At 39.5% G+C, this 24,728-nt stretch carries 21 protein-coding genes and 4 pseudogenes; 12 read left to right on the forward strand and 13 right to left on the reverse strand.

The annotated features are described in order from the left end of the window. Positions 1–55: 55 nt before the first annotated feature. The 4 genes from F967_RS09625 to F967_RS09640 all read right to left on the reverse strand — a co-directional run bounded on the left by F967_RS09625 (position 56) and on the right by F967_RS09640 (position 3,661). Positions 56–1,993: a DNA cytosine methyltransferase gene (locus tag F967_RS09625; protein WP_004799598.1), complete on the reverse strand. Its 1,938-nt coding sequence runs from the start codon at positions 1,991–1,993 to the stop codon at positions 56–58. An 87-nt stretch (positions 1,994–2,080) separates the two neighbouring features. Next, on the reverse strand, positions 2,081–2,563 hold the full coding sequence (gene def / locus F967_RS09630) for a peptide deformylase (protein WP_004682720.1): 483 nt from the start codon (positions 2,561–2,563) through the stop codon (positions 2,081–2,083). A gap of 206 nt (positions 2,564–2,769) precedes the next feature. After that, positions 2,770–3,261: a DUF2505 family protein gene (locus F967_RS09635; protein WP_004682721.1), complete on the reverse strand. Its 492-nt coding sequence runs from the start codon at positions 3,259–3,261 to the stop codon at positions 2,770–2,772. A gap of 109 nt (positions 3,262–3,370) precedes the next feature. Further along, positions 3,371–3,661 carry a hypothetical protein gene (locus tag F967_RS09640; RefSeq protein WP_026040014.1) on the reverse strand — a complete coding sequence of 97 codons (291 nt, stop codon included), beginning with the start codon at positions 3,659–3,661 and terminating at the stop codon, positions 3,371–3,373. 177 nt (positions 3,662–3,838) lie between these two features. On the opposite strand from F967_RS09640, the gene F967_RS09645 reads away from it, so the two are divergent. Next, on the forward strand, positions 3,839–4,279 hold the full coding sequence (locus F967_RS09645; protein ID WP_004676742.1) for a universal stress protein: 441 nt from the start codon (positions 3,839–3,841) through the stop codon (positions 4,277–4,279). A gap of 46 nt (positions 4,280–4,325) precedes the next feature. Here the strand turns inward: F967_RS09645 and F967_RS09650 are convergent, their stop codons facing one another. Genes F967_RS09650 through F967_RS09660 form a run of 3 tightly spaced genes read right to left on the reverse strand, consistent with a single transcriptional unit; the run spans position 4,326 to position 8,533 of the window. Further along, positions 4,326–5,489: an alanine racemase gene (locus tag F967_RS09650; protein ID WP_004799600.1), complete on the reverse strand. Its 1,164-nt coding sequence runs from the start codon at positions 5,487–5,489 to the stop codon at positions 4,326–4,328. A gap of 18 nt (positions 5,490–5,507) precedes the next feature. After that, on the reverse strand, positions 5,508–6,800 hold the full coding sequence (locus tag F967_RS09655) for a D-arabinono-1,4-lactone oxidase (RefSeq protein WP_004799601.1): 1,293 nt from the start codon (positions 6,798–6,800) through the stop codon (positions 5,508–5,510). Further along, positions 6,797–8,533 carry a neutral/alkaline non-lysosomal ceramidase N-terminal domain-containing protein gene (locus tag F967_RS09660; protein WP_004799604.1) on the reverse strand — a complete coding sequence of 579 codons (1,737 nt, stop codon included), beginning with the start codon at positions 8,531–8,533 and terminating at the stop codon, positions 6,797–6,799. Before F967_RS09660 ends, F967_RS09655 begins: the two co-directional genes overlap by 4 nt. Positions 8,534–8,601: 68 nt before the next feature. On the opposite strand from F967_RS09660, the pseudogene F967_RS09665 reads away from it, so the two are divergent. From F967_RS09665 to F967_RS09700, 8 genes and pseudogenes are all read left to right on the forward strand, one after another. Further along, positions 8,602–8,835: pseudogene (locus F967_RS09665) on the forward strand (AraC family transcriptional regulator); the annotation flags it as partial. Between the two features lie 81 nt (positions 8,836–8,916). Beyond that, positions 8,917–9,699, forward strand: a pseudogene (locus F967_RS13900) (IS3 family transposase). Positions 9,700–10,031: 332 nt separating this feature from the next. Then, positions 10,032–10,541: a rhodanese-like domain-containing protein gene (locus tag F967_RS09680; protein ID WP_004761700.1), complete on the forward strand. Its 510-nt coding sequence runs from the start codon at positions 10,032–10,034 to the stop codon at positions 10,539–10,541. Between the two features lie 62 nt (positions 10,542–10,603). Then, a pseudogene (locus tag F967_RS14750) lies at positions 10,604–10,888 on the forward strand (serine acetyltransferase); the annotation flags it as partial. A 114-nt stretch (positions 10,889–11,002) separates the two neighbouring features. Then, positions 11,003–11,278 carry a HEAT repeat domain-containing protein gene (locus F967_RS14755; protein WP_414630961.1) on the forward strand — a complete coding sequence of 92 codons (276 nt, stop codon included), beginning with the start codon at positions 11,003–11,005 and terminating at the stop codon, positions 11,276–11,278. Next, positions 11,268–11,552 carry a gamma-butyrobetaine hydroxylase-like domain-containing protein gene (locus F967_RS09690; protein WP_004676728.1) on the forward strand — a complete coding sequence of 95 codons (285 nt, stop codon included), beginning with the start codon at positions 11,268–11,270 and terminating at the stop codon, positions 11,550–11,552. Before F967_RS14755 ends, F967_RS09690 begins: the two co-directional genes overlap by 11 nt. Positions 11,553–11,693: 141 nt before the next feature. Then, complete coding sequence (chrA, locus tag F967_RS09695; protein ID WP_004682735.1) at positions 11,694–13,037, forward strand: chromate efflux transporter; 1,344 nt, start codon at positions 11,694–11,696, stop codon at positions 13,035–13,037. Between the two features lie 73 nt (positions 13,038–13,110). After that, positions 13,111–13,359 (forward strand): annotated as a pseudogene (locus F967_RS09700) (transposase domain-containing protein); the annotation flags it as partial. Positions 13,360–13,390: 31 nt separating this feature from the next. On the opposite strand, the gene F967_RS09705 reads toward F967_RS09700, so the two are convergent. From F967_RS09705 to F967_RS09720, 4 genes are all read right to left on the reverse strand, one after another. Next, entirely contained in the window at positions 13,391–16,429 is a 3,039-nt protein-coding gene (locus F967_RS09705; RefSeq protein WP_004799611.1) for a type I restriction endonuclease subunit R, read from the reverse strand. Between the two features lie 162 nt (positions 16,430–16,591). Next, a complete protein-coding gene (locus F967_RS09710; RefSeq protein ID WP_004799612.1) occupies positions 16,592–16,966 on the reverse strand; it encodes an endonuclease domain-containing protein in 375 nt (124 codons plus the stop codon). Between the two features lie 168 nt (positions 16,967–17,134). Further along, entirely contained in the window at positions 17,135–18,397 is a 1,263-nt protein-coding gene (locus F967_RS09715; RefSeq protein WP_004799614.1) for a restriction endonuclease subunit S, read from the reverse strand. Then, positions 18,397–19,965, reverse strand: coding sequence for a type I restriction-modification system subunit M (locus tag F967_RS09720; protein ID WP_004799615.1), 1,569 nt, complete (start codon positions 19,963–19,965; stop codon positions 18,397–18,399). Before F967_RS09720 ends, F967_RS09715 begins: the two co-directional genes overlap by 1 nt. Before the next feature lie 242 nt (positions 19,966–20,207). Here F967_RS09720 and F967_RS09725 point away from each other — a divergent pair, with 242 nt between their 5' ends. The 3 genes from F967_RS09725 to F967_RS09735 all read left to right on the forward strand — a co-directional run bounded on the left by F967_RS09725 (position 20,208) and on the right by F967_RS09735 (position 23,699). Beyond that, positions 20,208–20,591, forward strand: a complete 384-nt coding sequence (locus F967_RS09725) for a hypothetical protein (RefSeq protein WP_004799617.1) — start codon at positions 20,208–20,210, stop codon at positions 20,589–20,591. 54 nt (positions 20,592–20,645) lie between these two features. Then, positions 20,646–21,329, forward strand: coding sequence for a DUF421 domain-containing protein (locus F967_RS09730; RefSeq protein WP_004799619.1), 684 nt, complete (start codon positions 20,646–20,648; stop codon positions 21,327–21,329). 291 nt (positions 21,330–21,620) lie between these two features. Then, positions 21,621–23,699 (forward strand): catalase, encoded by a 2,079-nt coding sequence (locus F967_RS09735; RefSeq protein WP_004799621.1) that lies wholly within the window; start codon positions 21,621–21,623, stop codon positions 23,697–23,699. Between the two features lie 67 nt (positions 23,700–23,766). Here the strand turns inward: F967_RS09735 and F967_RS14350 are convergent, their stop codons facing one another. Together F967_RS14350 and F967_RS09740 are read right to left on the reverse strand one after the other, a co-directional pair. Beyond that, positions 23,767–23,907 (reverse strand): hypothetical protein, encoded by a 141-nt coding sequence (locus tag F967_RS14350; RefSeq protein WP_004676713.1) that lies wholly within the window; start codon positions 23,905–23,907, stop codon positions 23,767–23,769. Between the two features lie 141 nt (positions 23,908–24,048). Then, positions 24,049–24,258 carry a hypothetical protein gene (locus F967_RS09740; RefSeq protein ID WP_004682744.1) on the reverse strand — a complete coding sequence of 70 codons (210 nt, stop codon included), beginning with the start codon at positions 24,256–24,258 and terminating at the stop codon, positions 24,049–24,051. Between the last annotated feature and the right edge of the window lie 470 nt (positions 24,259–24,728).

The raw sequence follows: 24,728 nt of genomic DNA on the forward strand, positions 1-24,728 counted from the left end.
AGCACACACCAAAAACGATCCCCTTTATTAAAAGAATAGAGGGGATTTTAAATCATCAGGTGTTACGGATTTGTAAATTCAGTTTAAAATAATATTTACCATTGGTTTCCTGATAAATGGTACCGAAACGATGACGTGTACTGGAAGCTGTATCCAGTTTGGTATTTAAAAATAAATATTCTTTTAGCTCCATATCTTTAATAACATGATAAAGCAAAAGATCACCATCTTTTCTGACCACAACCAAACCATTACAGGTATAAGCACCATCCCACGGCGTACCAGAGAACATGCCTAATAAAATTGCTTTTAGAAAATCCTTAACCCGAATCGTTTTGATTTCATCATCGACTAAATCTCTTAAATAACGCCCTTGACCTTTATAATATTTAAGTACTGTTTCTGCCAAATATTCTGGCATTAGCGAGTCTGCTTTTCGTAAATTATCATTAAATACGTCATTTTCACATTTATAAAATTCGAGTTGCCCTCCTAATTCTTCAATTTTAGTTAAACGATCCTTTATTTTTGATGAAGTTTCAATTTGATTGACATCCTGTAATGTACCTCTAAAACTCTTCACCTCATAAATAAAATTAGTTGTCGATCCTGCATTGAGTAGTGTTGGCGCACTGCCTAAAAATGATTTTATTCCCAATGGGTCATATTGATAACTTTGATTTTGAAATTCAAAAGAAATATTTAAATCAGCTTTGGTATATGAGCTACCTTTAAAAGAGCTAATCTTTAATAATTCCAATAAACTCTGTTGTTCAATATTAAAAGTTTTTGTTTCAGGATTTAGAATAGTGTTCTTAATCTGGGCAAGCACTTCATCATTTAAAATATGCTGAATAGAGCCTAAATCAATCGTTTGATTTCCCTCAATAATTTTTAAGTGATCGTCACCAATGACATAAAATTTACTGGAACCAATATGTTGTAGAGCATAAATTTTAATAAATTCATTGGGTTGTTTTTCTTCTAACCGAGCATTACCAAATGATAACTTTTTATCATGCATAAGCTTCAGGAAAGCATATAATTCACTCCATTCACCTTTATTGAATTTCATTAAATCCTTTTCCTCTGTACGCTGTATGGTATGTTGTTGTAAATAATTCTGCACTGCTTTTGCTACATGATAGACCACATCCACACAGACACTATTCCCCAGTTGTTTCATGGCCTGGGTTTGATTCACAGGAAACTCAAAATCATCAGGGAAACCCATCATCCGTTTTCCCTGTTTAGGGGTTAAACGGCGCACTTCATGGTTGACCAGATAACCGTCCCAGTTACGACGATCATCAATTGGTGAACTTTTACCACCGACCCTTAAGGTAAAACCAATTTCGCGACTACATTCTGCTTCCCATACATCCGACATATTTAATTTAAGTGGGACTGGTGCTGGAAATTGAAACGCCTGCTGAGTCTCAACTAAATCTTTATTAAACCCAACAATAAAGATACGTGGGCGATGTTGTGGACGGCCGTATTCACTAGCCTTTAAGATTTTATAGTGAACTGAATAGTTTAACGACTCCAGCTCATGCCTGATAATTTGAAAAGTACGGCCTTCATCATGATTCACCAGTCCACGTACATTTTCCAAAATAAATGCTCTGGGCCTTTTTTTCGATAAAATTTCCAAAATACAATAAAATAAATTGCCTCTTTCCGACTTGGCCCCATCAATTAGCCCCTCTCTTTTTCCTGCATGAGAAAAGGCCTGACAAGGGAATCCGCCACATAAGATGTCATGTTCAGGAATCAATTCATAGGAGACTGAACGAATATCTCGATTAAAATCTTTTTCATCAATTTTATGGTTTTTTAAATAGGTTTTTCTGGCATGTTCATCAAATTCTGATGCAAAAACACACTGCATACCCAATTGAGATAAAGCAAGATGAAAACCACCAATCCCTGCAAATAAGTCTATAAACTTAAATTTTTCAGAAAAATCAAATTCTAAATTTGTACTCATTCACTGCAAGCTAAAAAAATCATTGTCCTATTATAGCCAAATATAAAATCGGATTGTTAAATGTATTGACAAACGTATGATCAATAATCAATGCATTCTTTCCACAAACAACACCCCATCCAAATGATCAACTTCATGCTGCACAATTCGTGCAGGAAAACCCTCGTAGCTGGTTTCAACCACGTCACCCTGTAAAGTGTAATAACGTAATTTAACCATTTGAGCACGTTCAACCTGTCCACGTTCATTCGGCACACTCAAACACCCCTCTTCACCAAAACAGGTCGCTTGAGAAAACTCTAAAATCTCAGGATTGACCATCACAACAGCATCCATTTCAGGTGCATCGGGATAACGTGGATTAGGTCGGGACGCCACAATAATCACACGCTTGGAAATATAAACCTGTGGTGCCGCAATCCCCACACCATTGCGCTCAAGCATGGTCGCATGCATGGCGGACGCAAGTGCCATCAACCATTTACTATTAAATTCCACATCTGACACCAATGCCGCTTTCAGCTTTAAAATTTCTTCACCACGCTGTGCCACAGGTAAAATCACACTCATCACATAACCTTATAATTGTTTTGACCAAATCGTAAATAATATCGTATTGGATATTGAATCGGGTTGCCATAATTTTCATTTAAGAATCTTGTCAAAGTACCGCTTTACTCAGTGTGGTTGGTGTCATTCTTGCGCTTCTGCCCTGTTTTCTACGCTTCTAAAAACAAAAAACTCCCCTGACGGAGAGTTCTTTTATCGCATCTAAATTAAAGGTTTTTCTTTAATTCATCTTCAACAATTTCAATCTCAAGTTGGCTAAACTTACGAATTTCGCCCTCTGCATGCTTTTCAAGCATTCCACCGATCAAAGGTACTTTCACCTTTACCGTCCAGGTCAGAGTAATGTCTACTTGGTTACCGTTACCTGTTACCTTACGCTCAGCTTTCGCTTCCAGTGGCAGGTTTGCGCCCAGCTCAACCGTTGAAGTCAGGTTTTTCAAATTGGTGATGTCTGAACGTTTTAAACGGAACGCATTTTTTAATAATTTTTTCGCAACTTCTGGAATATTTACATCAAGGTTATATTCACGGCGTAGGGTATAAATGTCGCCATTGATGTTGGATTCAATAATTTCCAGATTCTCACCTGGAATACGTTTACACACTGCTTCATGCAATGAGGTGTCGGCAACCAGTCTTGAAAAATCTTCAATTGAAACACCGTGAATTGTTTCGTTAACTGTAAATTGATGTGCCATCTTTAAACTTCCGTTTCATTGTAATTAGGATTTCGGGATTGTACAAAATTATAGCACTGTCTCTTGTAGAACAAAGAATTTTCTTGAAAAAAATGGGTGACTGCACGGATTAGTTATTTTTATTGTAATGATACCGCATACATAGTTTTACCGTTACGTGCTCAATATGGCTGATGTATAGGTAATGGTTGCCGTATTCAATGATGGCATAGAAGTGTTCAGCACCATCATCCAGTCCTGTCGCTGACCATGTGGTGCCCTGTGGAAATTCATCCAGCCATGTGGCTTTATAAAAATCCGAAACGGAGTCAAAAGCCAGATAGCTATCAGGGTCATCCATAATTTTGGCGGCCATCTGATCAAATTTTTGCTGTTTAAATGCTTCCAGACTCAGTAGCACAAATGTTCCCATGATTTTAAATAGTGTTAAATTCAGCATCGTGTCTAAAGTTAATATTTAGCCGAATTACAAAAATACCATGATATTCCTAGCGTTATATTTTGCTAGACCGCGTTCAATATGTTATCAACTGCTTATACTTTTATCTTTTACAACGATAAACTATAAGGAGTAAATATGTCTTATCAAAATATTTTAGTCGCTGTTGATGATTCTCCAATTTCTTATGCAGCAGTTGAACATACACTGTCTTTAGCAAAATTATCAGGGGCAAAAGTAACTGTACTCAGCGTGGTGGCCGTTGATCCATATGTCGGTGTTGATTTTTATCAAGTGGTACCAGCCATTACCGATCATTTTATGCAGGCTGAAGCGCATGCTAAAACCCAACTACAAGATATTTCTCAATCTTTCATTCGCGATGGAATTGAGGTTCAAACCAAAATTCATCATGGCCCAGCCAGTGAGGGTATTATCTTTGTCGCCGATGAAGTGGGAGCCGATCTTATCATTATGGGTTCGCATGGGCGTACAGGGGTAAAACGTCTGCTATTGGGTAGCGTTGCGCGTGCCGTTTTAACTGAATCACATATTCCTGTGCTGATTGTAAAGCAATAAGCGCTTATGTGAATGTCTAAAGCCTTGTTATTGTGCAAGGCTTTTTTTATTCTCGAAAGCTTTGCCATGTTTTAAAGGTATTTCGCTGATATAAATTTAAAGTTGAAAATTGCGGAATAATCGCTTCACTTTGCGTTGGTCTTAAAAATACAAAATCATCGACCTGAATATCACAATCTCTTGGAACGTTGACTAACTCCTGATTGCTACTCCGTCCATATAGAAAATGCGGATGTGCTTGTTTCGGATAGACATAATTGGCCAGCCAATAGCCGCCATAAATAAATAGGGCTTTAGATTTGTGTGGCAGTTTATCCAGTACAGACATGGCGGGAAGTTGGGTATAAGACAATACTTTTAATACTGGCGTAGCAATCCATAAAGCTGGCCGTAAAGCGGCTAAAAACTGACTGTCAAAATCGCTTGGTTTTAATAACATCGAACCAAAAGACAGATCATTGCAAACACTTTCTGTGGTATGAAAACTAAAAGTAGGACTGCCCCCGCCATTGAAACAAAGATTATCACCCCACAACGTAGGAAACTGTTTTTGAATCAGTTTTTGATATTCGGAATAGATGTGTTGGGATTGCTGATAGGCCAGTTCTGGTTTTTTAATCAGGGCTGGAATCTTGGTGACATGCGCATCATAACCCATTAAACCCGACAGTTTTAAATACTGTGGATATTGCTGAATCAGCTTTAATATTTCAGTGAGTTGCTGGGTTGACTGCACCCCACCACGATGCAAACCGACATCAATTTCAATATTCACTTGCAAGCAAATCGAATAGGCTTGGGCAATCTCCAGATATTGCTGTAGGCGTTGTTCGGTATCAATCAGCCATTGAATCTTTGCATCAGACCATTGCGAGTGTTGTTCGTAGAAATGATGTACCGCTTGGGTTGGCATCGGCTTGCCCAGCAAAATATCCGCTTCGGCAAAGTTTTCTAATATTGCAATGATATGCGGTTGATGGAACAGCATAAATCGCTGGGTATTGATCTGTTCAGACAGCATTTTTAATAAGTCTAAGCACGCCAGAGATTTTACCACCAGACGTGGTTTTAAGTGTTGGGCATGCATAAGTCTTACTTGAACATGCTGGATATTTTGTTTTAAGGCAGCCTCATCCAGGATGAGTTGCGGTGTCGCCATCCCCTGCTTTTTTAGATCAAGATTGAGTTGTTTAAAAAAATAATCCAGCATACTCACGTCCTTATTGTTTTAATCTTTTGCTAAAAATAACTTTTCCAGATATGGATTTAAAAACTTGGCCTGTGGGTCAAGCTGCTGACGCAAGGCCATAAAATCATCCCACTTTGGGTATAATGCCCGAAGCTGTACGGTGCTCATCGTATGCATTTTACCCCAATGTGGGCGTCCCTGATATTTCTGCAAAATTGGCTCAACTACATCAAAGATTAAACGTGGGTCCTGTTTATGATATTGATGTACTGAAATCGAAATTGAATCCTGCTGATAAAACGGACTGAGCCAAATATCATCACCTTTGACAAAGCGAAATTCCAGTGGAAAAAAGGTGGCAACCTGATGCTTTCTTAAGGCACGCAACACCTCATCCAGACATGCAATGCCCTGATCAACGGGAACATGGTATTCCATTTCATTAAACTTGGTATTACGCGGCGTTGGAAATATCTTACTCGACCAGTCAATATAGGTGCTTGGTTTGACAAAAATACCCAACAATTTCTGTAAATACGGATTCAGTGAGGGAAAGCTTTTGGTCAATTCAGAACACATGGTCAGCAAGGTATCATCCGAGGGGAAATTTTCCTTGCGTGGCAAAATCGCCTTATCGGTTTCATCCAGCGTTTTCAACATCAACTGTTTTTCATAGCAAAAGATAAAGCATTCAATATGCCGATGCTGGTGTTTCCATTGCTGGATGTGCTGCATCATGTCCTCGACTAGACAAAGTTGAATATGCTCTTTGAGCTTATAGCGAGGTCGATTCTGCATAGTGATCTTGGTCAATATTCCCAGACTTCCCAGGGAAACGCGCCCAGCGGCAAAGATTTCAGGGTTTTCGGTTCGACTACATTTTAAAATTTCACCCGAAGCGGTAAGTAGCTCAAAGGCTTCCACATAAGCCGAAATACAGTGCAAATCGGCTCCTGTCCCATGTGTACCTGTGGAGACAGCCCCTGCCAGACTCTGCTGGTCAATATCGCCCTGATTGATCAAAGCCTGATTAATGGATTGCTGCTGTAAATACTGATCTAAATCGTATAAACGTGTGCCCGCATAAATATTGCTTTGACAACGTTCTAGATCGAAAGATGCAACACCTGAAATTCGATCTAAAGATACTAAGGTTGCATCGGTACACACTAACGGGGTAAATGAATGCCCTGCACCCACCAGCCGTATTTTTGCATGATCCCGAACAATGCTCTGCAATTCATGAGTATTGGCAGGTTGTAGAATCTGTTGTGGATTGGATTTCTGAAAGCCTGACCAGTTCGTCCATGTGGTTTGGGTTAAATCACTCATACTGCCTCTCCCTGGCTTGTGGCAGTTTTTAAATTGCCATGATTGCTTCGTTTTGCGAGTTCCTGTTGTGGAATCGGTTTTGGTCGTGTGACTTGATCATAATTACGCTGATTTTTATCCAGCAATAATTGTTCAGCCAATAACTTGAATTTGCTTTGGCAAGCCGCCAGTGTCCATTGTCCAAATAAGGTATGTCCACCCTCATAGGCCTGTTCCTGATATTCTTCATAGGTGGTGACATAGCCCATATAATCATTGCAGTAGGAGGCCAACCAAACGCGCTCTATATCAGACTGATTAGCAAATACCTGTTTTACCGTATCCACAACCCGTTGTCCTGCAATGGTGGTGAACTCGCCTGGACAGCAGACTATTGCCAAATTCCCCAATCGAATCATCTGTAATGGCACAACGTTTGGCACCAATGGACTCTGCTGAATCGCGCCTGCCTTGACCTGTCGGTTCATCTCTGCAATGAGAGGATCAAGAATACTGGGCGGAAAACCAATCGGCTGACCCAAAATCTTTTTAGAGCCTGTCTCTAATACAATCTGTTTCGGCCCCTGTGAAGCATAGAGTTGTTGATAGTTGACAAAATCTGCTGCCTTGGGATTTTTGCTCTTTTGTTTACGCAATTGGTCTGCCAAAAACTGCATACCTTTAATTAATGGCTTTGGTGCGCCTAATCCATCGACGGGTGTGCCTGCAAAAAAAGCGGTGCCATGACAGGGTTGACTGGTTTTTGCGCCAATCTGCCCTTGTGCAAATTCAGTTGGAATCTCAATATTGCTTAAATCCACATAGGAACATATCGCATCAATTTTTCCTTGTATTGGCTTTACAGATTGCTGGAATGCAGCCAAAGCCAGTTCACTTTGATAGCGTCCATTTTGCTGTGCATATTGGTATTCCTGTTCGCCTTTAATCTTGTTACGAATTTTAAGCTGATCTTTGCCATGAAAATGCGGAGAGACATCGCCTGCAGTGGCTTGAGCAAAAATCGTGACTGGATTTTGAATCCCTTGCTCAATTAAAGCCTGCTCAGAAAATGCAGCGGCATAACCTTTATTGTCCCCATCATAAGCCTTTAATTTATTACCAAGACAAGTAGCATGGACACCAAACAATGAAATAAAGGATTGTAACTTTTGTTCCCGATAAAAACCGATCAGTTGCATTTCACGGTTTAAAGCCAAATGTGTTTCACGCTCTGAATATGGCTTCACCTCTGGATTACGGTTATAAGCCTTAATCGAGCGATTCCATGCCACAGGTGTATCTGCGGCAAAATGCTGGGTGCTAAGACAAATCTCAGTGTCTTGTTCAGTATTAATGCAAGTTTGAATACTCAGCACAATGGCATCCACAATTGCATTTAAATGTTCAGGCACAAAACCTGGGGTTGGCATGTTATATAAGGCTTCATGGGCACAGCCCCCTGGCCCAGAATGGGTATGGGTTGCCATCAACACCAATTGATTTTCATCAAACTGGGAACCCAATATTTGCTGTAATCGCTGCATAGATTGACTGCGCATGGCATGGGTAATACAACCTAAATCCAGACAGCAGATAATGAGCCGATGCTGTTGCTGATCAATAATACTAAAGCTACGTGCATATAACGCCGTACGTTTTTCATAGGCACGATGTGACCATTGTCCATAGCCAAACATGGCATAGCCTTTTGGTGTAATTTTAATTTCCTGTTTATCCCAACCAACTTGATACATTGGTATTTTCCTTTTAAGTTCTTTTTCTAGCTGTCTGTTATAAAGCATGTTGAAAGTTAAACAAAATTATACGATATCCAAAAGGGTTAAAAAGAGTTTATTTTGGAGGGCAAAACGGACTTATGCCTAAACGAATCATTCATACAACTGGTGCGCAACAATTTACACCACCGACCATTCTGGCCAGCCTGATCCACTATGCGGAACAACAGCATTGGGATTATCTAACATGGTTTAAAGATTCAGGTCTGGATATAGGGCAAATCCAGCAAACAAATGGTGTCGTTCGTTTTACCCAAATGTGAGTACCAGGTTTGTCGGAGAGTCAATATTCTGAGATGAGAAGCATTGCTTCGCAAGACGTAGCGAAGCGTAGGGTCCCGATGACAAAATTAAAATATCCCCCTGAAATCAGAGAAAGAGCGGTTCAATTATTGATTGAATCTAAAAAAGATTATCCATCGAACTGGGCAGCAGTTTCTGCAATTGCGCCTAAAATTGGCTGTACTCCTGAAACTCTACATGTTTGGTATCAAAAGCATTTAGATCAGCAAAATCCCATTAAAGTACAACAGATATCTGACCAAGAAAAAATGAAGCAAATGGAACGTGAAATTAAAGAATTAAAGCGTGCCAATGAAATTCTACGTAAAGCAGCCGCTTTTTTCATCCAGGCGGAGCTCGACCGCCCACACAAATGCTGGGTCTATACCGCCTTTATTATTGATGTGTTTTCACGAGCAATTGTTGGATGGAAAGTATCGACACGCATGAATACAGATATGGTTCTCGATGCACTTGAGCAAGCATTGCACGATCGAGGCATGCCAAAGAATGTGATTCATCATTCCGATAGAGGTGTTTAATATCTTTCTATTCGCTATACCAATCGTTTAGAAGCAGCAAATTTACGAGCATCAGTCGGTACGACAGGTGATTCATACGATAATGCTTTGGCTGAAACGGTGAATGGCTTATACAAAACAGAGGTGATTGAATATTTAAAAGCAGATTGGCAAGGTTTAGCAGATGTACAACTTGCGACATTAAATTGGGTAGATTGGTTCAATAAAAAGCGTGTACACAGTGCACTGGGTTATGTATCGCCTTTTGAGTTTGAAGCAATGTACTATGATAAGATTAATCCGTTAGGTCAGTTGGCCTAACTTAAATAAAAAAGTCTCCGACAAACCCGATACGGTTCAGGTTTTACTTGATCCACCTTATATACATTAACCCTGAATTCGATTTAAGGTTAACTTATATAGGTGTGGGTTTGATGTAAATTTAAAATATTTAATTGTGATAAATAAATCCCTAATCATACAATCCACTTAAAATAAGATTTTTAGTTTTAAAATCCATATCCACACTCATTTAATAAAATTCGATTATTTATCAAAAATAGATATATAAATAAATTTTGCTTATTTTCCTGAATATAAAAACAGTCATAAGATAAAAACATCATCCCGCTGATGTATGAAAGGTTATAAAAATGAATGCTCAATTTGATTCTACCCAAGCCGTAGAATCCATTACTACAACTCACGGTTTATCTGCAAACCCACAAGACATTTTACAGCGCGCACAACACTACGCGGAAGAAAATGAACTCGATTTTACGGGCAGTGTGCCGCCTGTCGAAGCATGGTGTCTGGTTGAACAGGGTCATGCTGTTTTAGTTGATGTGCGTACCAGTGAGGAACGCAAATTTGTCGGTTATGTACCTGAAAGTATCCATGTTGCATGGGCAACTGGCACCTCATTCAACCGCAATCCGCGCTTCCTGAAAGAACTTGAAAGCAAGGTCGGCAAGGATAAAACCATTCTGTTGCTCTGCCGAAGTGGCAAACGTTCGGCTCTGGCCGCAACTGCTGCATTTAGCGTGGGTTTTGCCCAGGTCTACAATGTGCTTGAGGGTTTTGAGGGTGACCTGAATGAATTGCAGCAACGCAACCAAAGCAATGGCTGGCGTACCCACCAGTTACCGTGGTTACAAGATTGATGCTGTTTTTTCACCCAGCGATTTTCAGATTAATTTAATACTTGGTTTTGCAAGGAATCAGCGTGAGCAAATGGAAAATCCAGCCTGTTGTTGAGGGCTTACAACAAGCACGTCATGAATGGCGTGAACGTCAACATCGCATCAAGGAGTTTGGCGGACGTGAACTGCCTTCTAGGGAATCTCTTAAATCCATACTGGATGACTTGTGTGGCATTTTATTTCCAATGCGACTAGGACCAAGTGACCTGCGTCAGGAAACGGAGGACTATTACATTGCCTATACGCTTGATCGTGTGCTGAATGAGCTGTTCTCACAGGTTAAGCTGGCCTTGAATTACGAGGCCAAAAGTCGGGTAAAGCAAGTTCCTGTCTCCAGTAATGACCATTTGCTCTACGAGCAGCAAATTGCTTTGGCCAAGACCATTGGCAAGCTGAAAGCGGTCGAACTGGAAAATATCCTGTTGCAACAACTGGATGACAGCTATTGGCAAGTGCGAATTGCAGTGACGCGTAGTCTGGGCTTACTGAAAGCCAAATCTGCGATTACAAAATTACAGGAAAATTTCCAGCATGACATCAGCAACTTGCGTAAGGAAGTGGCAATTGCATTAGGTGAAATTGGCGGCGAACAGGCACAGAATATTTTATTACAACACGCCGAAGACCCCGATCCAGAAGTACGTAAATCGATTCGTATTGGACTGGCCTTGATTCAGGAGAAACTTAATGCAGCTTGAACCCACTGAAATCAAGGTCAATGTTGAACAGCAACGTTTATTGCTGAGTTGGGCAGATGGTCAGCATAAGAATTTTAGCCATGAGCAATTGAGAGCCAATTGCCCCTGCGGATTTTGCCGTGCCAGTCGTTTACGACAGAAAGAGATTCAGTATCCTGAAAATGTTGCCATTTCAGCGATTTACTCACAAGGCTACGGCATTCAAATCTGCTTTGATGATGGACATGATAAAGGCATATTTCCGTGGGCATTTTTGAAAGAACTTATGGTTTAATAAAAACATTCAAAGTGATGAAAATATCTTTAACAACTCTGCCATTTCATCATTTTGAATGATTCACTCCTTAAAATATCGAGGTTAAATCAGTCCAGCTATTCATCATTCGCCATAAAAACAAATTCTTTGGAAATTTCCATGCAACCATCAGATACCCTACCTCCGATTCAATCTGTCTCTTTCTGGGATGCTTTTCGCTTCTGGCTTAAATTGGGGTTTATCAGCTTTGGCGGGCCTGCTGGCCAAATAGCGGTAATGCATCAGGAACTTGTGGAAAATAAACGCTGGATTTCTGAAAAAAGATTTTTGCACGCACTCAACTATTGCATGTTACTCCCTGGCCCAGAAGCACAACAACTTGCCATTTATATTGGCTGGCTCATGCACCGAACCGCAGGTGGCTTAGTTGCTGGCATTTTGTTTGTTCTGCCATCATTATTTATCCTGATTGCCCTATCATGGATTTATGTTCAGTTTGGTGATGTACCGATTATTGCAGGCCTGTTTTACGGGATTAAACCTGCCGTAACCGCAATTGTATTCCATGCAACTTACCGCATTGGCAGCCGCTCACTAAAAAATGCTTATCTTTGGTTGATTGCTGTGGCTGCGTTTATTGCCATCTTTGTGTTCAACACCCCTTTTCCCTTAATCATTTTAGCGGCTGCGATTGCTGGCTATGTGCTGAGTAAGCAAAAACCAGATTTATTTAACGCTCAGGCTTCCCATCAAAATGATCATAAAAGTTATGGGGCGGCCCTGATAGATGATGATACACCGACGCCTGCCCATGCAGTTTTCCATTGGGCCAGACTCGCCAAAATCCTGAGCATTGCAGCATTACTCTGGTTTGTTCCAATGCTGGTTTTGACTCTGGGACTGGGATGGCAACATGCCTATACCCAAATGGCATGGTTCTTTACCAAAGCTGCCTTGCTGACTTTTGGCGGTGCGTATGCGGTTTTACCCTATGTCTATCAAGGTGCGGTCAATCATTATGCATGGCTGGATCCAACCCAGATGATTGATGGACTGGCACTGGGTGAAAGTACCCCAGGCCCACTGATTATGGTGGTGGCTTTTGTTGGCTTTCTAGGCGCATATAACCATGCATTATTGGGTGCTGATCATTTATTTTTAGCTGGGACAATTGGAGCAGTTATTGTCACATGGTTTACATTCCTGTTTTCCTTTGTGTTCATTCTCGCAGGTGCTCCGATGATTGAATCCACGCATAATGAACTTAAATTTACTGCGCCACTCACGGCGATTACTGCTGCTGTGGTCGGTGTCATTCTCAATCTTGCCTTGTTCTTTAGTTATCATGTGCTCTGGCCAAACGGCTTTCATCACCCTTTTAATTATGAAGCGGCATTTATTACTTTGGCTGCATGTATTGCACTATTCAAATTTCAGCTCAATGTGGTGTATGTGATTTTTGCTTCGGCCTTTTGTGGTTTAATCCTCTATATGGGTGTTTAAACATGCATACACAACTTAAGCAATTATAAGAGAGGTGGATCAGGAAAAAGACTGACGGTACAACAGAACAGCGCCGCTTTGTAACAATTGGATAGAGAATCAGATGCGTCCCTGGGCGTTGGGGCGCAAGAACTGGCTATTTGCAGGTTCGCTGCGTAGTGGTCAACGAGCGGCCAATATCATGACTTTAATCCAGTCAGCAAAGCTGAATGGGCTGGATCCGTATGCCTATCTCAGTGATGAGCTGAAAAGGTTGCTGACGCATAAAGTGACCCAAATAGAAGAATTGCTACCACACCGCTGGAAATCCGACCAAAATTAAAAAATAGCATGGGGTTCAGCGGACGCTTACACTACAACCCCACATAAAACTTCTCAATCAATTGACGTGTTTTCACCAATAAATTGGTCAACACGTTATCCCGTTCAAATAACTTGACTTTATAGTTTGGCAGTTCTTTCATCTCCTCTTTGCGTGGAAGACGTTTATTAAACTCATAATTATCTAAAACCTGTTTCATTGCTTCAGGTTTCAGGTTTTCTTCTTTACAAAAATGCTGATAGGCTTGTTCTTTTTCTGCATCCCAGAACTGAGCAAAAGCCACTTGTACGCTTTGCCCGTTGATCATTTTTGGCATATTCTGCTCGATGAATTTTTGAATCAAATCTTGCTTGTCATGCAAGCTAATATCACTGCCGATCAGATCATGGACTTGAGCTTCGTATTTCTTACGCTGCTCATCTGTTTCAGCATTCACTGCCATCTGTAGCAGTGTCAGGATATACCCCACATTAATGCGGTCACTGTGCAGTAGGTCCAATTGGAAATCAATATCATCTAAAACCGATACTTTTTCTTTTTTGGTGGTTTTTCGAATCGCTCGACAGAGATCGGCATATTTAGATGCAAAATTCGCAAAGTGCTGTTTATCAAGCTTAGTGTCGTCTTGATCATACTCAATGAAAGTTTGTAGCTGGGCGTTGTAGCGCATCACTTCACGGAATGCCTTGATGAACTCTAGTTGTTGATCTTCTGTGACTAAATCATCTACTGTTTGATAATCAGGCGTAATACTGAGTAGCTTTTCAACCGCTTGCTCATAATCTTGTTTGATTTCATCAAAGCTTGGGACAAGTACAGTCTTCCGTGCTTCTTTATTGGAAAATAATGCGAGTGCTTCATCTGTAGCACGTTTTAGGTTACGGAAGCTAATGATATTCCCAAATGGTTTTTTATCGTTATAAACACGGTTAGTCCGTGAAAAAGCCTGAATTAGACCATGATATTTAAGATTCTTATCGACATACAAGGTATTTAACGGCTTTGAGTCAAAGCCCGTGAGGAACATATTTACGACCAGTAAAATATCAATCTGCTTTTTCTTTACCCGATCTGCAATATCACGGTAATACGCATAAAATTGATCACCAGAGTTGTAGTTAGTTTTGAACTGTCGATTGTAATTCGCAATGTAACGATCTAGCTTATCCCGACTGGATGAATTGACCTGAGTTGGAATATCTGCGGCTTCTTCATGAATTAAGCCATTTTGGTCGTTGTTCTCAACAGCTTCATTCGCACCGTAGGAGAAAATGGTCGCAATGGTGAGAGGTTTAAATAATCGCCCCTCCGCTTCGTCTTGTTGTTGCTTCTCAGCCTGCACCTTTTCAAATAACTCATAATACTGCGTTAAGGTATCCACTGAACTGACACAAAACATTGCGGTAAATTCACGGTTTTTGGTTTTGGTATCGTGCGTATCAACGATATAACGGGCAATCATTTCTAATCGCTGCGGATTGTCATATAGCTCTTGGGTATCAATCCCCTCGACATCTTCGTCAAATTGCTCATGATTTTCTATTAACCCCATCCCGACCTTCCCCTTTAAAAGGGGAAGGGGTAAAGCCTCTCCTTCCTTTGCAGGGAGGGAATTAAGTGTTGGCAAGTCTCCCTGATAAGGGGGATTTAGGGGGTCAAAAACCCCAGCCGAGCTCGCTTCATCAATCTGGTCATTGCTTGCCATACCTTTAGCAGTATATTTGCCACGGTAATCAATCTGGAACTGCAATACATTGCGGTCTCGAATCGCATCCACAATGACATATTGATGCAAACACTGATTGAATAAATAATCTGTGGTGAGTTTCAAACCTGCTTTAGATTGACTATTTTCCTCAAAGATCGGTGTTCCCGTGAATCCAAACATCTGGGCATTACTAAAGAACTTTTTAATGTTCTGATGAGTCTCACCAAATTGGCTACGGTGACATTCATCAAAGATAAACACCACTTTTTTATTTTTAAGATAATCAATCGATTCTAAATATCGGTCTGTGCTAATCGCACGATTTAACTTTTGGATGGTGGTCACAATCAGTTTGTCGTGGCGTTGATCGAGTTGTTTGACCAAAGTATGCGTGCTGTCTGTGCTATCCACACTCTCCGCTTTAAAAGCATTAAACTCACGTGAGGTTTGTGTGTCGAGGTCGTTACGATCCACCACAAACAAGACCTTTTCTACATCGGGCATATTCATGATGATCTGACTGGCTTTAAATGAAGTCAGGGTCTTGCCTGAACCAGTAGTGTGCCAGATATAGCCGTTCTGATCGGAGTTTTGCACATGCTCAACAATTTTCTGTACCGCATAAATCTGATAGGGACGTAGCACCATCAAACTTTTACTGGTTTCCAGCATTACCATGTATTGGGTCAGCATGTCTGTAAGATGCTGATGATTTAAAAAGGCATCAGCAAAATCAACAATTTCATTGATATGTTTGTTGGCAACATCTGCCCATGGAAAGGCAAATTCGATGCCTGTTGTACCGTTGGAGTAGTAACGGGTATTGGCGCCATTACTAATGACAAAAAGCTGAATAAAACCAAATAGCCCTTGCCCTGCCCAGTATGCTTCACGAATATAGCGTTGGGTCTGATTGAAAGCTTCGGCAATTTCCATGCCGCGTTTTTTCAGCTCGATCTGTACCAAAGGCAAACCATTGACCAGTAAGGTCACATCAAAACGGCTGGTTCTGCCATTATAGTCGCGGTGGTCGATGGTGATCTGGTTGGTGACCTGATAGATATTTTTGCTTGGCTCATCTGATAAAAAGAAGATGTGCTTGCTTGAACCATCATCAAATTTGACAGGAAACTGGTCACGTAAGTTTTTAGCCCGTTCAAATACCGTGCCTGTATTTAGAAAGCTAATGACCTGCTTCCATTCCGTTTCTGACAGGGGCGCTAGTCCATTGGCACGTTCAATTTGTGTTTTCAGGTTAGACAGTAGTTGGCGTTCATCCTTGATGGTCACCGCAGCATATCCCAATTGCTTGAGCTGGCTAATCAGTTCATTTTCAAGTTGATATTCGCTTTCTACTGTCATTTAAAACTCAATTTATCCATGATTAATCGCCCTAATTTTAACCTGCTAAATCTAAGCCCCTCTAAATCTCCCCTTATTAAGGGGAGACTTACCACGAATCTTATAAGTCATGGGATTCGTGCTGTTCTCCCCCTATTTTAGGGGGAGTTAGAGGGGGTTAATTTAGATATGAGCATGAAACTGCTGCACATGCTGCTGTAAATACTCACATACACCATCAATATTTTGCATGATTTCAGTATTGGTTATCCGAATGGTCGTTAAACCCAACTCTAGCATAAATTTATCTCTAATTTTATCATAAGCTTGGGCATCTTCGGAAAAATGACTTTCACCATCGACCTCAATAATCAATTTTAATTCTGGACAATAAAAATCAACAATATAATGCCCAATACCATGTTGCCTACGGAATTTCACACCAAGCTGATGGTTTCTTAATATTCCCCATAACCGTTTTTCAGGTTCGGTCATGTTATTGCGTAATGTTTGACGGCGTTGCTTATATTCTATTTTGTTAAAAATTTTTTGTGTCATGGTTTTTCTCAATTTATTCTCAACCTAACTTCCCCTTGTCAAGACATGGTCGTCAAGTGCAACCCCACCTAACCTCCCCTTAATATGGGGAGGAACTCCACGAATCATATTCAGCCTTTAATTACGTGGAAAGTCCTCCCTTGCAAAGGGGGGATTTAGGGGGGTAAATCAGACAAACATCTGCTGTAACAAGCCTTTTTTCCAAGTTTTGGCCTGTTCAATTTGCTGTGCGACCACATCAACTTTTTGGTCAATCGCTGATAAGAAGCTGGCGATTTTGGTTTGTTCATCTTTTGGTGGAAGAGTAACCTCAATCTTTTGCATAGATTTTTGATTGATACCTTTCGCAGTTGTACCAGTAGCTAATTCTTCGATGCGGCTTTGAAATTGATCAGATAAAATTAATTGAAAAATAAATTTGTTGTCTATCATTTTTTTATTTGTCTTAAAACAAACAACCCGTTGGCTTAAAATATATTTTCTATCATCAGGAATTAAAGCAACATTTCCTAGAGGAGCTTCCATAGTAAAAATAATATCATCTTTTTCTAAATCACCTTTATTCATCCAAGTTTTATATAATTTTTCAGAACCTAAGTGACAATCTGCATCAAAGTCGATAAACCCTTTTTTAATATTAAGAGCAGATAAACTTTGAATTTCTCCATCTCCCCAATCCATACCTAGTTTTTTTGGAGTTTTTCCACGGTAATCCCAAAGGTCAACCATCAAATCTAAAAATTTAATTTTTTCCCACTCCCCAAATTCACTGCCATCATCCGCTTTAAAACGAATCTGCTGACTAAATAGCTTTTGCATCATGCCTTGTTTATATTGGCTGAGTAGCTCATGTTTTTGCGTGAGTTGGCTAATCTTTTCATCGACTGCGGAAAGGAACGAGGCGATTTTGGTTTGTTCTGCTTTTGCAGGAGTCATCAAACTTACATCACATAAAATTTTCTGAGAAATATTTGTCTGCGATTTTGCTAATCCTGAAGTTTTAGATTGAAGCTGATTTTGACATTTTACAGATGACAGGCTAATTCCTAAAAATTCAGGATTATTCTCATTATCTGCTTTCAATCTAATTAACTTATCGGAAATCATTAATTTCGAGCGTACATTATGTGGAACGACTGCCACTACACCTACACGTTCAGTTGGGCCAGCTCGAGTAACCAAAATATCGTTAGGCTTTACCTCAATCTCAAATCTAGCTTCTAAGTTAGATGGAAGTTTTTTATTAAAATTAGCCTTAAAGCCATCCCAATTTACTGATGTGGTTTTTAAAACAGCCCACTCATTCTCATCAGCAGGATAACTTTCGCATTGAGGACTCCAACCTGAATCAATTGAATCTATACAATCTTTTAATTTTGATTCAGACCAATCCCCATCAAACTCTTTAAATCGTAACTTAGGCGCAGCCATTACTTCACCTCCGCAAAAGGTGAAACAATCCCAAGCTCTTTGCAGAAATCTGCAATTACGGCATCGGTCTTTTGGCTTTCTACTTCTAAAGCCTGTAGCTGCTGAGCAATCGCATCTAGATCAATCTCAGCTTGTGCTTCAAAGGTATCCACATAACGTGGGATATTCAGGTTGTAATCGTTGTCTTTGACTTCTTGTAAAGTTGCTATATGGGCATATTTTTCAATATCTTGGCGGTTTTCAAATGCCCCAATAATATTGTCCAAATGCTCAGGCAATAACTTGTTTTGATTCTTCTGCTTTTCGAAATCGTTACTGGCATCAATAAATAGAATATTACCGCTATGCTCACGGTTTTTCTTCAATACCAGAATACAGGTCGGAATCGAGGTGCCATAGAAAATATTGGCTGGCAGACCAATCACCGCATCAATCACGTTCAACTGTTCAATCAGGTACTGACGAATCACGCCCTCACTGGATCCACGGAATAACACGCCATGCGGTAATACCACCGCCATAGTGCCGTTGTCATCCAGTTGATACAGCATGTGCTGTACAAAAGCCATATCGGCTTTAGAACTTGGCGCCAGTTTGCCATACGCGGCAAAGCGTTCATCTTGTAAAAATAACGGATCGGCAGACCAGTTGGCAGAGAATGGAGGATTCGCCACCACCGCATCAAACTTTTTATCTAAATGCTGCGGACGGGTTAAGGTATTTTCCTGCTTAATGTCGAACTTGGCAAAATGCACATCATGCAGAATCATGTTCATGCGTGCCAAGTTGTAGGTGGTACGGTTCATCTCCTGACCGTAAATCATATCGACATCTTTAACTTCACGTTTTACCCGAAGCAATAACGAACCTGAACCGCAAGTCGGGTCATAGACTGAACGTAAACGGTCTTTGCCTTGCGTGACAATCTTCGCCAGTAAAGTCGATACCGTTTGTGGGGTATAGAATTCCCCCGCTTTTTTGCCCGCGCCTGAGGCAAATTCGCCAATCAGGTACTCGTAAGCATCCCCCAGTACATCGGCTTCGGTATTACTAATATCAAAATCAATATCATCTAAATGACTCAGGACTTTCGCCACCAGTGCATTACGGTCACTGGCATTATTGCCGAGCTTGGTCGAGTTTAGATCTAAATCTTCAAACAGGTTGGCAAAGTCATCGGCAGAGTCGGTGCCTAACGTGCTTTGTTCAATCGATTTTAAGGTTGCAGTTAAATCATCCAAAATGAATTCGCCCTGACGACCACGCTCGGCTAAGGTATGGAATAGCTGTTTTGGTGTGAGCGCATAACCGACTTCGGCAATGGCATTCTTTTTAATTTCTTCGATGTAGGGCACATGCTCAGCATTCTTTTCATCTAATTCTAAAAAGCTGAGGTCTTCACCATCGAGCAATTCGTTGGCAAAGTTCACCGACTTTTCCGATAAATATTTAAAGAAAATAAAACCCAGAATGTAATCACGGAATTCATCGGCGCCCATGGTGCCACGCAAAGTATTGGCAATATTCCAAAGTTGTTTTTGTAATTGTTGCAGTTGTACGTGGGTCATTGTTATAGGAGTCCGATGAAATGAATAAAACATGACTAGTGTACCGAAAATTAAAGTTTTTTCAGCAGCCTTTGAACAGAAATATATTAAAAGTTTAGAGGGGCTGGTTGTCCACGATACTGTCTAGGATCAGAAATCATTTCTGCATGGTTGAGTAAAGTATCAATAAAATCAGAGTGATCAAGTATTCCATGTTTTCTGTAGTAGAGGTAGGATATTCCGAAGAGGTTTGGAGAATCTAAATGAATGTAGAGCGTGTATATACAGATGAAGAAGCTGTAGAGCTCCGTACAGCCCATATGTTAGCAAAAAGTATCATGGGTCACTCTTACCCTCAAAATGTCATAGAGGCTGCAGAAAAGCGATCTGAGGAAGACTTTGAGAGAATCGTTAGTGGAGAGGTCACACGAGCAGAAGTGGAAGCTGAGTTATTACTTCAATGGAACCAAAAAATGGCACTTCAACAGAGAATTAGTGAACTAGAAAAAGAACTCAAAGTTGGTCAAGAAATTCTTAATAACTGGAAAAATACAGAAGATCCATTGTTTGAGCGGCATAAAAGCTGTGTAGAGGGAATATTATCTAGACTTGTAAATATTAAGTGTCAATTAATAGAGGAAAGGTAATCTTACTGAAAATACTTTGAAGTTTTACTAAAAAGAAAATTAAATAGGTGTAAAATGGACTTTATAAAAATACTATTAGCTGATACTACATTTACTTTTGCAGCAGAAATTGTACTTCGTAGTGTCTTGATGTACTTCCTGATTATCTTAGTTTTAAGATTTTCTGGTAAACGTGGTGTTAGGCAACTTTCCATCTTTGAAATCGCAATTATTCTTAGTTTAGGATCTGCTGCTGGCGATTCTATGTTCTATGAAGAAGTTCCTATCATTCATGCTGTCATCGTTTTTGCAGTAATTATGGCTTTATATCGCTTAACAACTTATTTAATGATGAAATCCGATGCTATTGAGACCGTATTGGAAGGTCGACCAATATACATCGTCAAAAATGGTTTACTGATTGTTGAGGATATTAATCGAGAAAAGTATTCATATGATGAGTTCTTTGCTGAAATGCGCCAAAAGAAAATAGAGCACCTTGGACAAGTTAAAATGGCACTGCTTGAGACTGATGGCTGCCTAAGCGTGATCCCATATTCTAAAGAAAATATAAAATGGGGTCTTCCTTTGTTTCCCGATGAATACCAAATCGCAAATCATCACAATGTAGATCACTTTTATTCTTGTATGTTATGTGGCCAAACCCAACTTTTAAATCATTTAAAAGAAGAATGCCCTCGCTGTCAAAATACAAAATGGGCTAAATCCTGTTTGTATTGCGAGGAATATCAAAATTAATAAGCTTTTGTTTTGACTTAGATTAATTCAATATTATTTAAAATGAATAGTTTAAGCGAACAAAAAATACACATTTCTTTACCTTACTCAAAGCATAAATACTTAAAGTTTATATGGGTATCTTTGATCCAAAAAAGAGTTTTCTTGCAAGTAACTCATATTCGATTGTAGATAACCTAATTAAATTGTATAAGCACACAATATCCGTCAACAAACAAGCCATTAACTTAAGTGAAAACAAATACTTAATTTCACAAAACGTTATAAAGCAAATGTATAAGAGAATGTGATATGAAAGAACCAAATACACCAAAAATCGACCAACTTTCTGAGGAAGCATACGTGGATCCTATAGGTAAAACCCTTACCTCTTCTTTAGGTGTTCCCGTAGCTGATAATCAAAATAGTCTAAAAATTAATGAGAAAGGCCCTACTCTTCTCGAAGACTTTCTTCTAAGGGATAAACTTATTCATTTTGATCGTGAGCGTATTCCAGAACGTGTTGTACATGCTCGAGGGGTCGGTGCTCATGGTTACTTTCAAGCTTATACAGGTAATGAAAAATGGACTAAAGCCAAGTTCCTAACGGACACAAATAATCGAACTCCTATCTTTGTCCGTATTTCTACAGTTCAAGGTGGGCGAGGTTCGGCTGATGTCGTTCGAGATGTACGAGGTTTTTCTATAAAATTTTATACTGAAGAAGGAAATTATGATTTGGTGGGGAATAATATCCCTGTCTTCTTCATTCAGGATGCTATTAAATTTCCGGACTTTGTTCATGCAGTAAAACCAGAAGATGCCAATGAAGTTCCAACTGGTCAATCTGCCCATGATACTTTCTGGGATTTTATTTCTTTAAACACCGAAGCATCACATATGACTACTTGGATAATGTCTGATAGAGCAATTCCAAGAAATCTACGCTCTATACAAGGTTTTGGTGTCCATACATTTAGATTGATTAATAAGAATAATGAAGCATTCTTAGTGAAATTCCATTGGACTCCAAAGCAAGGGGTAGCTCAAGTCGTCTGGGATGAAGCCCTAAAAATTAATGGCAAAGATCCCGATTTTCACAGACGTGATCTGTGGGATGCTATTGAGCGTGGCAATTACCCGGAATGGGAATTAGGCGCACAAATTTTCTCTGAAGAAGATGCAAAACAATGGGACTTTGATGTCTTAGATGCCACAAAATTAATCCCAGAAGAACTTGTACCAGTTACTCCACTAGGTAAATTTGTTTTAAACAAAAATACAGATGATTTTTTCGCAGAAACAGAACAAGTTGCTTTTAGTCCTGCAAATATTGTCTCAGGTATAGATTTTAGTAACGATCCCCTTTTACAAGGACGGCTATTTAGCTATACGGATACTCACTTACACAGACTAGGTACGGTAAATTTTAATCAAATTCCAATTAACAAACCCGTTTGTCCTTTTCATACGAATAGACGAGGTGGTTATGCTAATCACGAAGTTTATAAAGGAAAGGCAAATTATGAACCTAATTCTGTTGATGAAAATTGGCCAAGAGAATCACCTAATGACAGTGGTGCTTTCAAGACACATCCTGAAGAAGTACAAGGCAGCAAACTAAGAGTTCGACCAGAAAGTTTCGCTGATCATTTCTCGCAAGCCACAATGCACTACCATAGTTTGGAAAAATATGAACAACAGCATATTAAGGATGCATATTCTTTTGAATTATCTAAGGTTAAATCGGAAGATATCCGCAGACGCGTAGTTTACGCTGTCTTAGCTAATATTGACTTGGACTTAGCTGAATATGTTGCGAAAGAGTTAGGTATTAAAACTCCCCCTAAACAGCAAGATAGTCTGCACCAACCCGTAATTGCATCTTCGAAAAGATTAAGTACCTCATCTTTTCCTGCATCTGATATTAAACAGCGAAAAATTGCCTTGCTCGTTCATGACGGTGTAAATACGTCATCAATAGATGATATTAAAATATGGGCTGAAGCAGAAAAAGCTATTGTGGAAACTTTAGCACCGAACGCAGCCCCTGTTAAATCTAGTGATGGCAATGAAATACCAGTAGATGGAAGACAAAATGGCGAGCCTTCAGTGACTTATGATGCCGTAATCGTGGTTGATGGGAATAATTTAGAAGTATTTAAGGCTGATGGAGTTTCTAAACATTATGTATTAGAGACATATAAACATCTCAAGCCCATTGTTTTCCTGGGTGATAAATGCGCTTTAATAGATGAGTTTCAGCTCACTAAGGATGCAGCTCTATTCTCTACTCAAAATTTTAAAGAGATCCAAGATCAATTCAAACAAGCTATTCAAAATCACCGTTTGTGGGATAGAGAAAAAGTTGTCGCAGCTATTCCAGCATGACTTTATTTGAGCTTAAAAGTAGTGTAAGCATATGATTTCAAAAAGCCCTCATCGAGGGCTTTTTGATCTACTTTTGCTCTTTAAGTGGATTCTCAGGTTCTTGATTTGGTTTTTTTTGGGGATCTGGATTCTGATAGGTTTTCTGATCACCCTTGTCATCGTTTGATTCTTTTTGAGGTTTTGATTCTGGATTTTGCTTATTGATCATGTCGGTTCCATCACGTGAAATACTATAATAATAGATATGACATCAGGCTCTATCTATCAATAATAGATATGTTACGCAATACTACCCTGTAAAATAATTAGCACTGATCCGTTTTAAAAAAAATAGAGGCTTAGAACTCTCTTAAGATGGATTGCTTAAAAATTTACGCATCTGTCTATGTCTTCTAGTGAGACCTAGTACATCTTTACGCTTAATAATTTCATCTTCAGTAAAAGGCAGATGATTGATAAGCTGCTCAATCACCATAAAACTATTTTCAATTAAGAAACTATCTTGCTCGGTTGTCCAATTTGAGGTTATATGCTCAGATTTTTTAGACTGTCTTTTCATAAAAAGAAATTATACCTAATCATGAGGACTCTTGATTTTCTTCAAGCACTCGCGGCATACACAAATTTCTTTTGGTCATTGGTGTAATCAATCTCTCTAGCACCATGAAGGCCAAATATACACATTAATAATCTGATCATCTTATTCCTTCTTTAAGTACTTAAAAGCTATATATCTTAGGCATCTATATTTATATGAATCCCTGTAAGACAGCATTTCGAACAACTTTATCGAAGTTTGAATGAAATAAATTTTCAGTAGTGTGACGCTTTGACAATAAACAGAAACTTGCTACCGTACCTATGCTCACCAATGTTAATAATTTCATCTTTAATTCCATCCATGTATAACTTATGATTCAAACATATCACTGTGATTTGTATTTATCTAACCGCCTTCTGATGAATTACTGTTCATAATGTAATCACATTATTACTTATGTAATTGAATTTGTTAAATAATGAAACAAT

It is taken from the genome of Acinetobacter sp. CIP 102637 (assembly GCF_000368425.1).
Taxonomy (GTDB): Bacteria; Pseudomonadota; Gammaproteobacteria; order Pseudomonadales; family Moraxellaceae; genus Acinetobacter; species Acinetobacter parvus.

What these genes read in the sequence shown, in the direction of transcription:
- F967_RS09625 (WP_004799598.1), bottom strand. Translation starts at nt 1,993, where the DNA reads ATGAGTACAAATTTAGAATTTGATTTTTCTGAAAAATTTAAGTTTATA.
- def (WP_004682720.1), bottom strand. Translation starts at nt 2,563, where the DNA reads ATGAGTGTGATTTTACCTGTGGCACAGCGTGGTGAAGAAATTTTAAAG.
- F967_RS09635 (WP_004682721.1), bottom strand. Translation starts at nt 3,261, where the DNA reads ATGGCACATCAATTTACAGTTAACGAAACAATTCACGGTGTTTCAATT.
- F967_RS09645 (WP_004676742.1), top strand. Translation starts at nt 3,839, where the DNA reads ATGTCTTATCAAAATATTTTAGTCGCTGTTGATGATTCTCCAATTTCT.
- F967_RS09650 (WP_004799600.1), bottom strand. Translation starts at nt 5,489, where the DNA reads ATGCTGGATTATTTTTTTAAACAACTCAATCTTGATCTAAAAAAGCAG.
- F967_RS09655 (WP_004799601.1), bottom strand. Translation starts at nt 6,800, where the DNA reads ATGAGTGATTTAACCCAAACCACATGGACGAACTGGTCAGGCTTTCAG.
- F967_RS09660 (WP_004799604.1), bottom strand. Translation starts at nt 8,533, where the DNA reads ATGTATCAAGTTGGTTGGGATAAACAGGAAATTAAAATTACACCAAAA.
- F967_RS09680 (WP_004761700.1), top strand. Translation starts at nt 10,032, where the DNA reads ATGAATGCTCAATTTGATTCTACCCAAGCCGTAGAATCCATTACTACA.
- F967_RS09690 (WP_004676728.1), top strand. Translation starts at nt 11,268, where the DNA reads ATGCAGCTTGAACCCACTGAAATCAAGGTCAATGTTGAACAGCAACGT.
- chrA (WP_004682735.1), top strand. Translation starts at nt 11,694, where the DNA reads ATGCAACCATCAGATACCCTACCTCCGATTCAATCTGTCTCTTTCTGG.
- F967_RS09705 (WP_004799611.1), bottom strand. Translation starts at nt 16,429, where the DNA reads ATGACAGTAGAAAGCGAATATCAACTTGAAAATGAACTGATTAGCCAG.
- F967_RS09710 (WP_004799612.1), bottom strand. Translation starts at nt 16,966, where the DNA reads ATGACACAAAAAATTTTTAACAAAATAGAATATAAGCAACGCCGTCAA.
- F967_RS09715 (WP_004799614.1), bottom strand. Translation starts at nt 18,397, where the DNA reads ATGGCTGCGCCTAAGTTACGATTTAAAGAGTTTGATGGGGATTGGTCT.
- F967_RS09720 (WP_004799615.1), bottom strand. Translation starts at nt 19,965, where the DNA reads ATGACCCACGTACAACTGCAACAATTACAAAAACAACTTTGGAATATT.
- F967_RS09725 (WP_004799617.1), top strand. Translation starts at nt 20,208, where the DNA reads ATGAATGTAGAGCGTGTATATACAGATGAAGAAGCTGTAGAGCTCCGT.
- F967_RS09730 (WP_004799619.1), top strand. Translation starts at nt 20,646, where the DNA reads ATGGACTTTATAAAAATACTATTAGCTGATACTACATTTACTTTTGCA.
- F967_RS09735 (WP_004799621.1), top strand. Translation starts at nt 21,621, where the DNA reads ATGAAAGAACCAAATACACCAAAAATCGACCAACTTTCTGAGGAAGCA.
- F967_RS14350 (WP_004676713.1), bottom strand. Translation starts at nt 23,907, where the DNA reads ATGATCAATAAGCAAAATCCAGAATCAAAACCTCAAAAAGAATCAAAC.
- F967_RS09740 (WP_004682744.1), bottom strand. Translation starts at nt 24,258, where the DNA reads ATGAAAAGACAGTCTAAAAAATCTGAGCATATAACCTCAAATTGGACA.